The sequence below is a fragment of the Alishewanella aestuarii B11 genome (genome assembly GCF_000280055.1).
GTDB classification, from domain to species: Bacteria; Pseudomonadota; Gammaproteobacteria; order Enterobacterales; family Alteromonadaceae; genus Alishewanella; species Alishewanella aestuarii.
The window spans coordinates 1-16,701 of the sequence record NZ_ALAB01000004.1 but is presented as its reverse complement, the minus strand read 5'-3'; the positions used below and the strand labels follow the sequence as shown (position 1 = coordinate 16,701).

The window sequence follows — 16,701 nt, the reverse complement described above, 5'->3', positions numbered from 1 at the left end:
CGCCACCCTTACGACAGCAGCTGGTACCGATTTGACTTCAGCATAGAGGATGTCTGGGAATTCCGACATGACAGGTAAAATAATTTATTATTATGCTTATAGTTATACCTGTAGCGCTGAAAAAAGTCTATCGCTGGCAGGCTAAAGCGAGGCAGGGAGCGCGAAATGCAGGGGCAACGACCGGCAATGCAGCCGTTGCCCAAAACGTAGCGGTTATTTTGCCAGCAGATTCAGAATAAAGGCATATTCTTCAGCCGTTTCCGCCAGACGGGCAAAACGCCCTGACTTACCACCGTGTCCGGCTTCCATATTGGTGCGGAACAGCAAGGGGTTGTTGTCGGTTTTCAGCTCGCGCAGGCGGGCGACCCACTTTGCCGGCTCAAAATATTGCACCTGGGAGTCATGTAAACCTGTGGTCACCAGCATAGCCGGATAGGCCTGAGCAGAAACCTGATCATAGGGCGAGTACGACAGCATATAATCGTAAAAAGGTTGCTGTTTCGGGTTACCCCATTCATCAAACTCGTTGGTGGTCAGTGGAATGCTTTCATCCAGCATGGTAGTCACCACATCGACGAACGGCACATGTGCGACCAGCGCCCGGTATTTCTGCGGTGCCATATTCGCCACTGCACCCATTAGCAAACCGCCGGCGCTGCCACCCATACCAATCACCTTATCTTTGGCGGCATATTTTTCGGCTACCAGATGGTCGGTAACGGCAATAAAATCAGTAAAGGTATTGATTTTATTCAGCAGTTTACCCTGCTCATACCAATGCCGGCCCATTTCCTGCCCGCCACGGATATGGGCTATGGCATAAACAAAGCCGCGGTCCACCAGCGATAATACGCTGGCCCGGAACCAGGGATCCATCGACATGCCATAAGAGCCATAGGCATATTGATACAGGGGGGCAGAGCCATCCCGTTTAAAGCCTTTGCGATACAGCAGTGATACCGGGATCCGGGTACCATCCTGCGCCGTTGCCCATACCCGCTCTGTCACATAGTTGGCTTTATCGAAGCCACCTAACACTTCCTGTTGTTTCAACAGCGTCTTCTCACCGCTTGCCATATCCAGCTGATAGACGCTGGGCGGCGTGGTCAAAGAGGTATAGGTATAACGCAGCAGAGTGGTATTCTGCTCGGCATTCATGTCAAAGCCGGTTACATACGCCGCTTCATCAGAGCTGATATAATAGGCTTTGCTAGGATCCTGCCATGGCATCACCCGGATCCGCTGTAAACCGTCACTGCGCTCACTGATCGCCAGATAATCATTAAACAGCTCAAAATTCTGGATAAAAATCTGCTCGCTATGCGCCAGCAGTGGCTGCCAGTGCGTGCGATCACCGATTTTATCAGCCGCTACTGTCATCAGCCGATAGTTCGGCGCTTCCCAGTCAGTACGGATAATCCAGCGGCCGTTCAAATGCTCAGCGCCGTACTTAAAATCACGCTGTCTTGGCGCTAGCACCTGAAACTGACCATCAGTTTTAGCCGCATCCAATACTCTGATCTCGTCAGATACGGTACTACCAAGCTGAATCATTACATAGCGGTTATCCTGACTATTGCTGACCCACATATAGAAACTGTTGTCTGACTCTTCATAAACCAGCGCCGCTTTGGCCGGGTCCTGACCCAAGGTATGCCGCAGCACCTTGTTACTAAGCAAGGTCACCGGATCATTCTGTACCACAAACAGCTGTTTACTATCCGCCGACCAGGCAATGGCTGCCGAGAGCCCGCTTAAGGAATCCGTTAATTCCTGGCCGGTACGCAGGTCCCGTATCCGCAGCGTATACTGACGCCGGCCATTCAGATCTTCCATATAGGCCAGTAACTGTTGGTCCGGGCTGATCGCCAGATTAGCGACCTGATAGAAATCCTTGCCCTCGGCCAGTTGATTCACATCCAGCAACACTTGTTCAGCGCCGCCGCTCGCCGCCTTACGGGCGTAGATCGGATACTCTTTACCGGTTTCATAGCGGCTGTAGTACAGGTAATCGCCTTTGCGATAAGGGACAGAGCTATCATCCTGCTTTACCCGACCAATAATTTCTTCGGTCAGTTGCGTCGTCAGTTGTTGGTAGCCCGCACTATATTGACGGTACCAGGCATTTTCCTGCTCTAAATACGCCAGGACTTTTGGCTCAGAACGCGTATCATCACGCAGCCAATAATAAGGGTCGTTACGGGTACCATGGGGTGAGACCACCTGAAAATCCACTTTGGCGGCTCGTGGCGCCTCCGTTAATACTGCTGAGCTGGCCATCACCGGAACGCTGAGGATGGCAACAAACCACAGCAGCGGCTGTTTCAGAAACATTTTAACCTCGCTTTGCTTTCGTTAATAAACACATTTTCATTTAGCACGTTTTTTTAACCCGCTACCAGCAAAAAAATGTAAAACACTGTAACATCCGACCTGGCAGCCCTTGCAGCATGACTTATACTGATGCAAAGTAGCTGCTGATCGCAAATAATAAGAAAAACGGGAGAGTCAAAATGGGTTTATTAACCACTGAACAAGTGGCAGAGGTATTGGGTATTCCGGTGATCCGGGTCGAACGCTTAACCCGCGAACACCTATTGGTGCCAGCGGAAAAAGATGCCAGTGGTAAACCGATGTTTGCCGAAGAAGACGTCAAACGCTACAAGGTGTTAGCGGAACGGCTCGGTGGTCTCTGATTGCAGTAACTGCTGTAATCTCTGCTGCCAACTGTTTGCCCTTTCGTGCAGGGCAGGCGTGGCCTGATACCAAAGCCAGCAAAAGCCACTATACAGGCATTTTGCCAGTCGCAGGCGTTGTGGCAAGGTCGCTGCCAAACGCTCTGCGGTATGCCGGTCCGGATAGCGCCGCTGTGCGCTATATTGGTTCAACAATCTTTGCTGCTGCGCTGTTGTCAGCTCAAAATGCAGCATAATCGCCGCCAAATCAAAGCTGTTGTCGCACAGCTGACTATACTCAAAATCCAGTAACCAGATTTTATTGCCATTCCACAGCAGGTTATCGGCGTGCAGATCCAGATGACAGAGCACCAGATCCGTTGCCATCCCCGCTAATTGCTCAGCACATTGTTGTAACGCTGCAAAAAGGTCAGCAGCGGGTTGCAGGGTACTCTGCTGTCCCTGAGCCAGTAGTTGCCGCAGGTAACTGGCAGGCTGCAATAGTGGCGTTTGCACCCTTAGGTTATGCAAAATCGCCAACGTATCCGCCAGCAAGCTCAAACGACTGTCGGTAAGCGTAAGCGGCTCGCCACCGGGAAGAAACTCCGAAATCAGCAGTTGCTGATGGTTATGCAGCAGCAAAGGTGTGGCAGCGATCTGTTTAGCGGCAGCAGCCTGTTGGCAACGAAACTCCTGCTGCCGGCATATACCAAGTTGGCGGGCATAGCGCCGCAGCACATATTCGCCACGCGCAGTACGCAGATAGTAGTTCAGATTACTCTGGCCGGCAGCCAGGGGCCGGATCTCCAGCGGCGGGTGCTGCTGAAAAAACTCCAGTTGTTCGCAAAGCTGCCTTACAGCGTCTTGCTGTGCAATGTCAGCTGCAGTTGATAATGGCTGCGCCATGCAAAATATCCCACTACGGCAATAATGGTATACAGCATAAACAACGCGGTCAGAAAATACAGATGTTTTTGCGCATAGATAAAGATCGACACGGCATCAATCACCACCCAGTATAGCCAGTTTGATAACAGCTTTTTCGCGACCAGCCAGGTGGCTACCAGGCTAAAGGCTGTGGTTTGAGCATCCAGATAGGCAAAGTCAGCCCGGGTATAATTGGCCATCAGGTAGCCTAATGCCAGACCGCCCATGGCGGTCAGGCTGATCAGTAATAAATGACGCTGCCAGGCCCATTCAAACACGGTATGAGCCTGCCCGGGTTGCTGCTTCAGTTGCTGCCAGCGCCACCAACCATACAAGGCCATACCGGCATAATACAGATGCAGCAGCGCATCGGATAACAACGCAGAATCCCACATCACATGAGTAAAAAGTAAGGTGCTGAGCAAGGCCGCCGGCCAACACCAGATGCTCTGCTTCAGGGCCAGTAACACATAGGCTATCGCCAGTACCGTCGCCACCAGCTCGATACTGTGTAACAGTTGCCAGTCGGCAATCAGCTTGCTCAGCAGTTCATTCATGGCCGCAAATCACCGGGAATAAACTTACAGACAAACACCAGCTTACCGTAGTGCTCCATCGACCAGCGCATACAACGCTGTAAGGCTTGCATCACAGCGTCGTATTCACCAAAGATCTGGGTGCTCATGGTATTGGTCAGCACTTCAATCTCCGTCTCCTGCGCTAACTGCCCAAGAAAGGCCAGAATAGGGCCTTTATAATCCTCGGCCAGCGGATACTTACTAATTTCAACTGAGAGTTGCATTCGAACCTCCATTAGAAGCTATAGCTGATAGTGGCACCGAAGCGGCGCGGTTCAGCAAACTGTTCATAAACATGGGGCGCATATTCATCACGGGGATCATTGCCAAAATAGAATCCCCGCACCCCAACATCTTTATCCAGCGCATTGCGCAGCCATACTGCCAGCTCCCACTGTGCCAGCTGATAGCCAAGCTGCAGATTCAGCAGTTGGCTGCTACCGGCTTTAGCATTATGACCATCTGAGTAGTAGAAACCACTGTTGCCCTGCACGCCCGCTTGCAGCGTCAGCTGTTCAGTCAGATACCAGTCGGCACCGACACTGTAGTTAACACGTGGCGCATGCGCCTGATCGCGGCCGGTCATATCCAGGCCACTGTCGGTCTGGTAACGACCCAATTTGCTTTGCAAATAGCCAAGATTGACAAAAAGTTGTGTACTTGGTGACAACAGCAGTCGGGTTTCGGCCTCCAGACCATAGTTACGGCCACTGGCAGCATTATCGATAAAACCGGCAAACTCCGGGCCCAGATCCGGATTTAACCAACCCTTAACCTGCATATCATCCCGCCACATATAAAACGCAGCCACCCGGGTGGTTAAACTGCCATCGGCAGCACTACCCTTGACGCCAAACTCAGCATTGAGCAAGCTCTCTGACTTAAAGCTGGCTTTTTCAGCCAGTTGCGCAAAACGATCTTCGCCGGCTCTCGCCAGAGCCTCACCATTGATCCCGCCCACCTTATAACCGCGTGATAACAAGCCATACAGCATCGCTTGCTGATTCAGCTGATAGTTCAGGCTGATTTTACCGCCCCACAGGGTTTCGTTCGGGCGTAAACTAATATTACCCGAGTCCAGATAATCATCGCGGTAGCGCTCGACACGTCCACCCAGCACCAGCGTCAGCTTGTCGGTCAGTGGGCTTTGGGTTTCAGCATAAAGCGCCAGATTACGCCGCTCCAGGCTGCTATCAAAATAACGCCAGCGACTCTCGGCCCGGCGTAATCGCGACAGAGACAGGTCGCGTTGACTGGCATAAAGCCCAACAACCCAATCAGTTTGCCCCCATAGCTGGCCGTCGGTTTTAGAGGTTAGCCGGTAATCCAGCGTCCATTGTTCACGGCCGCGCAGGTAACGATCCTGATAGGAGTAACCCCAGGGATGGATACCAACATAACTCCAGTCTTCATCAAAGCCATAATCCGAATCCGCGTTCAGATAGCTCAGCTGGGTAAACATATCCGCCAGCGCCAGCCCATGGTAGTCGGCTGTCACAGCTACTGCTTTGCTACGTAATTTGTCCTGCCCGGGCTCATCGGATAAGGTGGTGCGGTTACGATCCAGTGAAAAGGCGTCGTAACCATTTTGCTGATCAATCAAATGCGCGGTAAAGCCGAGTTTCAGCTCAGCTAACGCCTGATAATCAAGGCGCAGCCGGGCAGTAAATTCATCCAGATTATTGGTGTCATCGCGGTTCAGATAGGCATTGTTTATAAAACCCGCTGATTTATTCTGATCCAGCGTCAGGCTGTACGCCAGCTGTTCACTGATCGGCGCACTATAGACCCCGGTTAACTGCCAGCTATCGTAGTTAGCCACAGTGGCACTGACCTTCCCTTCCGCCACGGCGCTAGGCGCCTTACTGGTCAGATTTACCATGCCAGCCAGCGCATTGGTACCAAAACGGGTGGCTTCCGGGCCACGGAAGATTTCCAGTTGCTCCGGATGCGCCAGACTGCTGATCCCCAAGCCGGCATAGTCGATGCCATCAATCAGAATGCCCACCGATGGGTTAATCACATCAATAAATTCGCTGCGCTCGCCAATACCCCGCACCTGTAAAAAACGGCCACGGGACGCCCCGGCAGCAAAGTTGACATTGGCGAATTGCCGCAGTGCGTCATCCAGGTGTTGTACCGACTGGCGCTGTAAATCCTGCTCGGATAAAACCGCCACACTGCCCGCCAGACGTTGCAGATCCTGTTGCCGGAAATCGCCTTTTACCGTGATATGTTCAAGTTCAGCTTCGGTTGCGCTGACCGCTATGGCAGCGCTTAACGCCAGAGATAATGCAGAAATACGAAACAGCATGTGATCAACTCCGAATAGATGTAGCGGATCACACAGCATGGCTCAGGACACGAAAGTCACAGGCACGCTTTTTGGGGAGTTAGCACCATCCCTCCGCCGGTATGATCCGGATCAGGTTCTAAGGGTTTACCAAAACGGCATCTCAGCACACCTCCGAATATTTCAGAAGGGCACCCCTTGGTTGCGCTGGCAGTCTAGAGGACTTATTACCAAAATTCAAGCGGCAAAAGAGCAAGCCTGCCCTAGCGCCACTGTTGTAGCTGATTAATATTTTCCGTCAGAGTTTGCACCAAATTAGCCGCCGGGATTGGTCTGGCAAATAAATAGCCCTGGCCCTGATCACATTGGTGTTGCAGTAAGCTTTTTGCCTGGGCCTGGGTTTCCACGCCTTCCGCCACGACCTGTAAGCCCAGCTTGCGGACCATGGCAATAGTCGAGGTAATGATGTCGTAGTCGGCCTGATTATCCAGCATGCCAAATACAAAGCTCTTATCAATTTTGATGGTATCTACCGGCAGTTGCCGTAAATAACTGAGCGAAGAATAGCCAGTACCAAAGTCATCAATCGCCAGGGCAAAGCCCTGGGCTTTCAGGCGTTGCATACTATTGATCGTCTCGGTCAGGTTTTTCGCCAGCATACTCTCAGTAAGTTCAAACTCAAAATCCGCAGCGTTCAGCTGATATTTCTGCAGTAACTGCTCCAGCACCACCGGTAAGCCCGGATCAGTTAATTGTGCCGGCGACAGATTAATGGCCAGCTGCAAGTCGCCCAGCCCAGCCTGACGTAAGCCAGCCATCAGGCTAAAGCCCTGTTCGATAACCCAGTAGCCAACCGGGATCATTAACTGCGCATATTCCAGCACCGAGATAAATTCGTCTGGCGGCACCAGACCCCGGCTTGGACTTTGCCAACGTAACAATGCTTCCAACCCGACCAATTTCCGGTCGGCTAGACGGATTTTCGGCTGCAAATGTAAGTCAAACTGCTGCAAACTCAGCGCCAGCTTCAAATCCTGCTCTAATGCCAAACGATCCTGGAACGCATCAAACATCTGTTGGCTATAGAAATGCCAGCAACCGCCGCCGCGAGCCTTAGCCTGATACATAGCAAGGTCGGCCTGACGCACCAGATCATCCGGTTTCAGGCTGGCATCCCGGCTGCTACTGATACCAACACTAACATTCAACTGATATTCCTCGCCCTGTAAATGCATCGGTTGCCGGAATACCACAACCAACCGTGCCGCCAACTGCTCCAGTTGCTGCAGATCGGCCGCTTCGGTGACCACCACAAATTCGTCACCGCCAAAACGACAGGCTAAGTCGGTTTTTTGCAGCACGGCCCGTAAGCGCTGTGCCGCTTCAATTAACAATTGATCGCCCTGCTCATGGCCGCGAATATCGTTTACGCGTTTAAACTGGTCCAGATCAAGAAAGAACAGTCCGAGAAAGTGCCCGGTCGGTGTTAAGGCGGCCAGCCGCTTTTTCAGCTGGAACTGCAACATATTGCGATTCGCCAGACCGGTTAGCAGGTCAAACATCGCCATATTTTCCAGCTCACGGGTTTGGGTCAGTACGTCATGTTGCAGCTGCTCCAACTGAAAGCTCAGGGTCTGACTGACTTCACTTAAGCGATCAACCTCATCGACCAGCAGCGGGCTTTTCACCGGTAAGGCGGCCCGAAACGCCTTAAACTGATGTTCAGCCAACAGTGGTAGCACCCGGGATACTTTTAATAAGCGACCGGTCAGGCGGCGGGTTAACCAGTAGGTTAACCAGGCGAACAGCAAAAAGCACAGTGAGGCCATACCGATCAATTGCCAGCGAAATTGCTGGTTAGCCCTCTGATAGGCACTGAGATCTTCCAGCAACAATAAGGCATACTGTTGCCCTTGCTGTTCAGTCAGAGGTAAAGAGTATATGTAGAACGGGCTTTGATCGGTATTAAACAGTCCGATGGTGCCGTTCAGCTTTGAAAAGGCGGCAACAGGAGCACGTGAAGTGGCAGACAAAATTCGGGTGTCCTGACCATCAGTCGCGACGATCATGATTTCACTACGTAATGCCTGCCCCATTGCGACGACAATATCAGCCAGTGTTTGACTGGCAATTAATACGCCGACCTGGCCATCGCGATCTGATAACGGCAGACTGACCAGAGTACTGCAGTGCTCTACACAGTAACTGCGGGTAACAGGCCGTTGTTGTTGCCTGGTCTGGATTACCATCTCTGCCAGCACGGCCGGCAGTGCACCGGTTGCGAATACTGGCTCAGCTTGATCGGGTGCAAAAAACCACAGCGCTTCAATATTCAGGTATAGGCTAAAGCTGTCATAACGCTGTTGCAGAGCCTCGGTAAACTGACTAAACCCTTGTTGCGTTGGTAGTTGCATTAGTTCGGCAAAGCTATCAAACCAGGCTTGTAACTGGCTATGCAATAGTTGTTGATACTGGCTAAAATGCTGCTCAACCTGCTGCTTTAACTGTTGCTGGGTTGCAAAGCTATCATTGAGACGCTGTACAGAGATAGAGGTGATCACGATCAGCAGCACCAGCATCAATACCAGCGTCAGTGCCAGGATCTTCGACGGGAAGCTTAGAAAGCGCATCAGAACCAATACATCAGTTGTAATGCCCACAACTGCCAGTAACGCTGCTGATTTCTGCTCAGATCCGGCACCAGACTGGGTGACAAACGGCCAGTACCATCGACCCAGTGTTGCTCTGCCTGCAGGCGTAGATTTGGCGCCAGATCGTAACTAAACCCCAGCATCAGGCTTTGCTGATAGCCAAAATAAGCCGGCACACCGAGCTGTTCCAGGCTACTGCCGCGTTTATCATGCTTGTTACGGGTTAAATAATCGACCGTTGCCAGTGCAGATAAGCCCCCGCTAAAACGATAACGGGCCGATAAATATCCGCCCAGACCGTGCAGCGTTTCGGTAAATACCGGCAGATAAAAGCCATTTACCGACATCCGCTCTTGCATCAACTCAGAAGCAAACTCCCAGTTTTCCAACTGGTACCGCCAATTGAGCATCACCCGCTGTAAAATCACCTCGCTGGCAACAAAAACATCAGGATTGCCCGGGTTGTAACTGAATTCGGAATCCAGTAACGACAACCCATAACTGGCCTGACTGCCAGTCCCCTGCCAAAACACACTGGCCTGATGCACATACTTTTGCTCCGCCTTACCCTGGATCTGCGGACTTAGTAAAATACGACTTTGATCGCGACTGATTTTGGTCGCACCATAACTCCAGTTATATTCCAGTTCTCCGGCCGGGTGCTGCCAATATCCCTTTAAACCAATACCATCACTGGCCACGGCAATGTCGCGAAACGCATCGTAATAAACGGATTGCGGCAAGATGATGCTGGGGCGGGTAAAGGGCACATCACGGGTGCTGGAAAATAACCAGTGCTGGTTTTTGTAACGGCCGACATAGAGATTGATCTGATGGTCAAAGCGCTCGACCAGACTAAAATCCAAAAACAGATAATCCAGTCGGGCGCCCTGCGGATAACGATTACCGCCATCCAGATAAACAACCTGACCAGCAAGCCGCCAGCGATCTGAAAGCTGCCACTTAGCGTTTAAGCCAAGCTCACTCAACGCTGATGACACCTTACCGGAGTTGTTAATCGCGTTGGAATTTTCTGACTGCGCCAGCCCCTGTGCAATAAAGCCATGCCATTCTACACTGGCTGAGGCAGTGGTATGAGCGGATAACGCCAGCATTGCCGCGGCTGACCAATTAGTTTTCATACGGTGTCACCACTTTTAATTCAGCCGTGCCGGTACCGGCGGGCAGATAGCCAATAGCGCCGGGAGTTTGAGAAAGAGCGGTACGCAATTCATCTACCGACGCCAGCAGTAGTGGCGAACCACCGATACCTGAATAGCGTTGTCGGTGCCAGATTGCGTCCAGTTGATAAGGGAACATCTTCAGAAATTTACGGGTAAACGCCTGATGCAACTCATGATCAGAGGCTAGTACCAGAACCTGAATGCTCTGGCCATCAGACCAGCGGGTTTGCCGCATGGTAAAGATTGCTCGTAGCTGGGCGGTGCTGAGCTGAGTGTCAGTCACCGCGGCATGTACTACGACCTCAACCGCCCGGCAGGGCAGCGTCAGCAGCAGACAACAACAGAGCACAAACCACAATCTCATCGCATATCCGTTTAAACAAGCATTTTTACTCAGCCACGAAAATGCCGGTCAATGACCGGCATTTTCTGCAACTTAATCGCCTAATATGCTTAAGATATTGAATACACGATACATGCGCAATAGTACCTTTGGGTTGTTACCAACCGATAAAAAAATTTACAACCCCAGATACCAGGTAGCAATTGAAAAATACAACACTACCCCAGCCACATCCGCAATGGATGTGATCAGTGGGCCACTGGCGGTGGCCGGGTCCAGATTAAAGCGGCTCAGTAAAAACGGCAGCGACATGCCGATTAAACTACCCACCAACACTACCAACATCATGGTAGAGGCCACAACGACAGCAATATCTGCACCACCGCGCCAGAAGCCCAGGCCAACCACAGCCGCAGACATCGTCAAACCCAGCAAACCTGCGACTAAACATTCTTTACCCAACAAATAGCCCCAGTCGCGCAGCTTGATATCACCGGTGGCCAGCGCCCGAACCATAAGGGTGCCGGATTGTGCGCCAGCGTTACCGCTACTGGCAATCAGTAACGGCAAAAAGAATAATAAGGCCAGATAACTGGAAATGGTTTCTTCATAAAAGGCGATACCGGCACCGGAAAAAATATTGCCAAACACCAGCACCACCAACCAGAATACCCGCTTGCGGTACAGCAGGCCGATACCCGCCTCTTTCACGCTACTTTCCAGCTTGCCGATAGTGGCGGTTTTGTGGAAGTCTTCAGTGGCCTCTTCTTCTGCGACATCCATTGCATCGTCGTAGGTAACAATACCGACCATCTGCTCCAGCTCATTCACGATAGGCAGGGCCAGTAAGTCATACTTGGCAATCAAGGCGGCCACTTCTTCCTGCGGCATTTCAACGCTGGCACAGATCGGATCGTGATTCATTAAATCATCAACCCGCATACTGACCGGTGCCAGTATCAGGTCACGTAAACTGACAACACCAATTAGCTTACGCGCTTTATCTACAACATAGGCAGAATAGATAGTTTCTTTATCCGGCGCTTCACGGCGAAGTACTTCAATCGCCTCCCGCACGGTCAACTCCGGCTGCAGGATTGCGTAATCCGACGTCATAATAGCACCGGCGGTGCCCTCCTCGTAAGACGTCAGACGCAGCAGATCCTCACGTTCAGCCTGAGCCAGTGCCGGTAATAAGGTATCACGCTGTTCATCAGTTAAGCGGTTAAACAGATCGGCGCGTTCATCAGACGACATTTGCCGGATAATCGGCGAGAGTTTACGACGACTGACGCTAATCGCCAGTTTAACCTGCTGCTCTGCCGGTAAATAACCAAAGACTTCCGCTTGTTCAGCTCGCGGCAAAGCAGTGAGCAAGGTCCATAAATCTTGTGGTGGAAATTCAGTTAACGCGGCGGCATAGTCAGCCGGATGCACATCTTCCAGCTGGTCACGAAGCAAATGTACCGTGTCGTGCTCAAGGGCGGCACTTAAGGTTTCGATAAGAACGGGTAATTCCATAACGGCCTCTTATCAGCTCGGGCGCTTGATAAGAGACATTATAGCGTCAGCTTATTAAGCGCAGATTAATTCGAATCTTGGGAATATGCAGGCTAGGCCTGCTACTGGGTAAGTCCATAAAGGATGCAAACTCCACAAGGGTAAGGGTTAAGTTGCCAGGTAAAGACTGGCTAAATTGCTGGTTATTTTATAGTTTAACTTAGCTTAACTCAACCTGAGCGGGAAAAAGTTTTCTGGTGCAACTGCGACTTTCTGCTAGCATAGGGGTCACCAACAGGAGTGTATTATGTCAACATCTGAGCACGCTTCACCTTTACAGTGGTGGTTACCTCAGGCACTAGAGCTTGAGCAATGCTGGCAAGTCGCTATAGGTCCACTTACCTTATACCTAAAGCGTAATTTGCAGGAATGGTTGTTTAGCTTCGAGCGCGATAATGAATCAGAACTGCAATGCAGATTAGAAAGCAACGGTGCGGTCTGTTTACCTGAATTACTCGCCACACAGCGCTTTATGTTCCGCAACAGCCCTACTACTTTTCAGCTTAAACCCAAACTACTGGATCGGTCCGTGGTAATTAAAACCCGGCAGCGGGTAAGTATTCCCCCCGGAGAAAACAGTGTGTTTTACATTAGCTCACCGGTGGTGATCGATATCACAGTGCAACAACCTGCATTGAGTTTGCTCCAGCTCCCTGTGCAACGTTTATCTGATACCTGGTTTGGGCCACCAACGCATCAGGGGGAGCTTTGCTACGCCGATAAAACTCAGGCCAGACACTGTTTAGAGGAAATTCCGCCACGCCCGCACCGGGCAATCACTGCTGTGACCATTGAAAACCGCTCCACAGCCATATTAACCTTGGATAAGCTAAGTATTCCTTTACCCTATCTGGCACTGTATGGTCATCAGGACGGCAGCTTATGGACCGATCCGATAGTATTAAGACATGAAAACCTGCAAAGCCTGAGCCACTTTCAACTGGGTCAAACCTTACCAGTAGGTTTGACCAGCCAACAGCAACTCGCACCGGCGCAGTTTAAAACGGATTCCAGAGGCCTGGTCCGTGCGTTCACCGACATTTTTCAGCACTAAGGAGTTGCTATGCTAGACAAACTCTGGCTATTTTTAAATTCACCTACTGTGATAAATGGCTTGCAAGCACTGTTATTTGTCAGCATTGGCTTTGTGTTGGCGCGCCAGGTGTCACGGGCTGCCGAAAAACTGATCAGTAAAAACTTTTCCCGCCATCATGCCGCACTGTTTAAACGTCTGATTTACTGGCTCATCCTGGCATTATTCAGCGCATCGGCATTACATCAGTTGGGCTTTTCGCTGGGCGTGTTACTCGGGGCCGCTGGGGTACTATCTGTCGCTATTGGCTTTGCCTCACAAACATCTGCCTCAAACCTGATTAGCGGCCTGTTTTTAATTGGCGAGCAACCTTTTCAGGTCGGTGATGTGATTAAAGTGGGTAATACTACCGGTGAGGTGCTGTCGATCGATTTACTTTCTGTAAAACTGCGTACCTTTGATAATCTCTTTGTAAGGCTGCCGAATGAAAGCCTGATTAAATCTGAAGTGACTAATCTGACCCGGTTCCCGATCCGGCGGTTTGATATATTGTTGGGCGTCGCCTATAAAGAAAATATCTCCAAAGTACGACAAGTGTTGTTTTCCGTTGCTGAGAACAATCCGTTATGTCTGGATGAACCGGCGCCAGCGTTTTTATTCACCGGCTTTGGCGATTCAGCACTGAATCTGCAATTTTCAGTGTGGAGTACGTCAGAAAATTTCCGGGCTTTGCGTAATAGTTTGCAAGAGGAGATCAAACTCGCCTTTGAAGCAGAAAATATTGAAATACCCTATCCACAACGTACGGTATATCTTTCGGCCGAGGGCATGACGCCAATGCAATTTACAAGCGGCACTGCCAGTAGCGAGGCAAAATCCGGACGCAGTTAAAGGGAGAAGTGTAATGTGGCGTCAGTTTGGTCTGCTCGGTATCGGTCTGTGCAGTCTGCCCCTTGCGGCAGATTGTCAGTCTGACTTCGATCCGACAAAACTAAAAACACGCCAACCGATAATTGCTACAATTCAATTTCAACAAGAAAACGTCTTTGATCTTGATGAGCCTGGTATATTCTGGCTACATCGCTTTGCTAACCACACCCACATTATTACCACCGAACAAACCATCCGCGATGACTTACTGTTTCTGCAGGATGCCCCGCTGAACCTATCAGAGCTGGCCGAGACCGAGCGTCTATTACGTAGCCGCCGTTATCTGCGTGATGCCAGGGTAGAGGTTGTACAGTATTGCCCTGGAGCGAATACCGCGACCGTGCGCGTCACCACCTGGGATAACTGGTCACTCCTGCCAAAAATCGATTTTTCCAGCGAGGGGGGTGAAACCAAGTACTCGCTAGGTGTTGCCGAAGATAACCTGCTGGGTTCAGGTAATCAGATCCAGCTTGATTACGCCAAAGACAGTGAGCGTAGTGGTTACTTACTTAGCTTCGCTAGCCCAAATATCTTTGGTAGCCACTGGAACACCCTGCTTAGCTATGCCGATAACTCGGATGGTGAAAATTATCGCTTCGCAGTACAGCGGCCGTTCTACCGGCTGGATTCGAACTGGGCCTTTAATGCTGACCTGGTAAAAAACAAAGAGCAGGTCACTGATTACTTATTATCGGAAACCGTTAACGAATATAACCGCACCCGGCACCAGTTTGATGCTTCTGCCGGTTTTAAATTGGCACTGCGCGGTCACACCATCCAACGGCTCAATATTGGTATGCAACTGGAGGATGTTGATTTTAATGAACTGGACAGTACGGTTTTAAGCTTGCCTGAACAGCGCAACCTGTCTTACCTTTATCTGGAATACCAGTTACTGCAGGACGACTTCTACAAGCTGTTTAATATCAATCAGTTTAACCGGGTAGAGGATATTAATGCCGGCTGGCAACTGCGGCTGCGGTTGGGCTTAATGCAACCCTGGCTGGGCGCCGATGAAGATGGTTTAAGGCTGGAAGCGGAGGTAAGCAAAGCCTGGCAACTGAACGACCGCACCTGGCTCTTTTCAGATCTGGCCTATCAACAGCTGGACTGGCAGCAGCGCAAGCAAGAGTTGTGGCATCTGGGTTTACAGCTTAATCATCAGCTCAACGCCCGCAATAGTCTGGTCGGCAGTATCTCCGCCGAACGCGGCCGCAACTTGTTTGCCGACGAAGCGCTGTATCTCGGCGGCGATAGTGGCCTGCGCGCCTTCCCGCTGTATTATCAGCGTGGCGATAACCGCATGGTGGCCACCGCAGAGTATCGCCATTATACCGACTGGAATTTATGGCAGATTTTTGATGTCGGCTTTGCCGCCTTTGGTGATGTCGGCCGCAGCTGGGGCGGCCGCTCCGCAGAGGATTTGGCCGCATTAAACGGTAAAGCCGGTATCGATGATGAAATTCTGTTTGGCCTGGGCGTCGGCATTCGCTTGCTGTCCAGCCACTCCAGCCGCGGCACCATGATTCATCTGGATCTGACGCGGCCAATCAGTGATAACCCGGATCTCGGCAGCTGGCAGTGGCGTGTGACTGCCAAGCGCCGTTTTTAACACTGCGCCAGACTAAAATCTAAGCAGCAAACGTCAACACGCCCTAGTTCTTTTGCAGCAACGGCTGACAGAGCGGGCAAAATACCGTACTGCGCTGGCCCAACCGCACTTCTGACAGCGCAGTATCGCAGTTAACGCACGGCTGGCCACCACGGCCGTATACCAATAACTCCTGTTTAAAATAGCCGGGCTTACCGTCTACCTGACTAAAATCACGCAGCGTGGTGCCGCCCTGCACTATTGCCGCCGTCAGGGTTTCTTTGACGATGGTACAGAGCAATGCCAACTTATCAGCACTGACGTCGCGCGCCGGTTGCTGTGGATTAATACCAGCTTTAAATAAGGCTTCATTGGCATAAATATTCCCAACACCCACCACCACATGGTTATCCATTAATACCAGTTTGATCGCGCTGCCGCGGCGCTGACAAGCCTGGATCAGGGTTTCCGCAGTAAAGTCGGCCGTTAATGGCTCAGGCCCTAACTGGGCCAGCAACGGATGTTGCTCGCCTTGTGCCTGCCACAGCACGGCACCAAAGCGCCGGGTATCGTTTAAGCGCAGTGCAGTACCGTTTGCAAATAGCAAATCCAGATGATCATGTTTACCCGGCGCCAGATCCGCCGGTACCACCTTTAAATGCCCCGACATCCCCAAATGCAGAATAATACTGCCGCCGGGCAAATCGAGCAGTAAATACTTGGCGCGCCGTCTTACCGCTAAAATCGGTTGCTGCTGTTGCTGCAGCACCTCATCCGGCACCCACCAACGCAACTGACGCTGCCGGGCGACAACCTTGGTTAGCTGTTGTCCTTGCAAATGCGGGCTGATCCCCAAACGCGAGACCTCAACTTCAGGTAACTCTGGCATCTTATACTCCGGTATTAAGGGCGTGTTGACGTTTGCTGCTTGTTTTT

General features: G+C 51.2%; 14 protein-coding genes and 1 riboswitch. Of the genes, 4 read left to right on the top strand and 10 right to left on the bottom strand.

The window, feature by feature from the left end; all coding sequences use genetic code 11:
* Positions 1-213: 213 nt before the first annotated feature.
* Complete coding sequence (locus tag AEST_RS02570) at positions 214-2,334, bottom strand: S9 family peptidase (protein ID WP_008606843.1); 2,121 nt, start codon at positions 2,332-2,334, stop codon at positions 214-216.
* A gap of 179 nt (positions 2,335-2,513) precedes the next feature.
* On the opposite strand from AEST_RS02570, the gene AEST_RS02565 reads away from it, so the two are divergent.
* Positions 2,514-2,696, top strand: a complete 183-nt coding sequence (locus tag AEST_RS02565; RefSeq protein ID WP_008606842.1) for a helix-turn-helix domain-containing protein — start codon at positions 2,514-2,516, stop codon at positions 2,694-2,696.
* Here AEST_RS02565 and AEST_RS02560 read toward each other — a convergent pair.
* The 8 genes from AEST_RS02560 to mgtE all read right to left on the bottom strand — a co-directional run bounded on the left by AEST_RS02560 (position 2,670) and on the right by mgtE (position 12,172).
* Positions 2,670-3,581 carry a phosphotransferase gene (locus AEST_RS02560; RefSeq protein WP_039924951.1) on the bottom strand — a complete coding sequence of 304 codons (912 nt, stop codon included), beginning with the start codon at positions 3,579-3,581 and terminating at the stop codon, positions 2,670-2,672. The genes AEST_RS02565 and AEST_RS02560 overlap by 27 nt on opposite strands.
* Positions 3,530-4,159, bottom strand: coding sequence for a nicotinamide riboside transporter PnuC (gene pnuC / locus AEST_RS02555; protein WP_008606840.1), 630 nt, complete (start codon positions 4,157-4,159; stop codon positions 3,530-3,532). The genes AEST_RS02560 and pnuC overlap by 52 nt, the downstream gene beginning before the upstream one ends.
* Complete coding sequence (locus AEST_RS02550) at positions 4,156-4,404, bottom strand: hypothetical protein (RefSeq protein ID WP_008606839.1); 249 nt, start codon at positions 4,402-4,404, stop codon at positions 4,156-4,158. The genes pnuC and AEST_RS02550 overlap by 4 nt, the downstream gene beginning before the upstream one ends.
* Positions 4,405-4,415: 11 nt before the next feature.
* On the bottom strand, positions 4,416-6,494 hold the full coding sequence (locus tag AEST_RS02545; protein WP_008606838.1) for a TonB-dependent receptor: 2,079 nt from the start codon (positions 6,492-6,494) through the stop codon (positions 4,416-4,418).
* Between the two features lie 71 nt (positions 6,495-6,565).
* A riboswitch (TPP riboswitch) is annotated at positions 6,566-6,682 on the bottom strand.
* A gap of 54 nt (positions 6,683-6,736) precedes the next feature.
* Positions 6,737-9,103, bottom strand: coding sequence for a putative bifunctional diguanylate cyclase/phosphodiesterase (locus tag AEST_RS02540; protein WP_008606837.1), 2,367 nt, complete (start codon positions 9,101-9,103; stop codon positions 6,737-6,739).
* The gene (locus AEST_RS02535) at positions 9,103-10,266 is read right to left on the bottom strand and encodes a hypothetical protein (RefSeq protein ID WP_008606836.1); all 1,164 of its coding nucleotides are present in this window, start codon (positions 10,264-10,266) and stop codon (positions 9,103-9,105) included. Before AEST_RS02535 ends, AEST_RS02540 begins: the two co-directional genes overlap by 1 nt.
* The gene (locus AEST_RS02530; protein WP_008606835.1) at positions 10,256-10,672 is read right to left on the bottom strand and encodes a type 2 periplasmic-binding domain-containing protein; all 417 of its coding nucleotides are present in this window, start codon (positions 10,670-10,672) and stop codon (positions 10,256-10,258) included. Before AEST_RS02530 ends, AEST_RS02535 begins: the two co-directional genes overlap by 11 nt.
* Positions 10,673-10,828: 156 nt before the next feature.
* Positions 10,829-12,172 (bottom strand): magnesium transporter, encoded by a 1,344-nt coding sequence (mgtE, locus tag AEST_RS02525; RefSeq protein WP_008606834.1) that lies wholly within the window; start codon positions 12,170-12,172, stop codon positions 10,829-10,831.
* Positions 12,173-12,458: 286 nt separating this feature from the next.
* Here mgtE and AEST_RS02520 point away from each other — a divergent pair, with 286 nt between their 5' ends.
* The 3 genes from AEST_RS02520 to AEST_RS02510 are packed head-to-tail and all read left to right on the top strand — an operon-like array spanning position 12,459 to position 15,786.
* On the top strand, positions 12,459-13,265 hold the full coding sequence (locus AEST_RS02520; protein WP_008606833.1) for a DUF432 domain-containing protein: 807 nt from the start codon (positions 12,459-12,461) through the stop codon (positions 13,263-13,265).
* Positions 13,266-13,274: 9 nt separating this feature from the next.
* The gene (locus AEST_RS02515; protein WP_008606832.1) at positions 13,275-14,135 is read left to right on the top strand and encodes a mechanosensitive ion channel family protein; all 861 of its coding nucleotides are present in this window, start codon (positions 13,275-13,277) and stop codon (positions 14,133-14,135) included.
* Between the two features lie 13 nt (positions 14,136-14,148).
* On the top strand, positions 14,149-15,786 hold the full coding sequence (locus AEST_RS02510; RefSeq protein WP_008606830.1) for a BamA/TamA family outer membrane protein: 1,638 nt from the start codon (positions 14,149-14,151) through the stop codon (positions 15,784-15,786).
* A 43-nt stretch (positions 15,787-15,829) separates the two neighbouring features.
* On the opposite strand, the gene mutM is transcribed toward AEST_RS02510, so the two are convergent.
* A complete protein-coding gene (mutM, locus tag AEST_RS02505) occupies positions 15,830-16,654 on the bottom strand; it encodes a bifunctional DNA-formamidopyrimidine glycosylase/DNA-(apurinic or apyrimidinic site) lyase (protein WP_008606829.1) in 825 nt (274 codons plus the stop codon).
* Positions 16,655-16,701 lie beyond the last annotated feature (47 nt).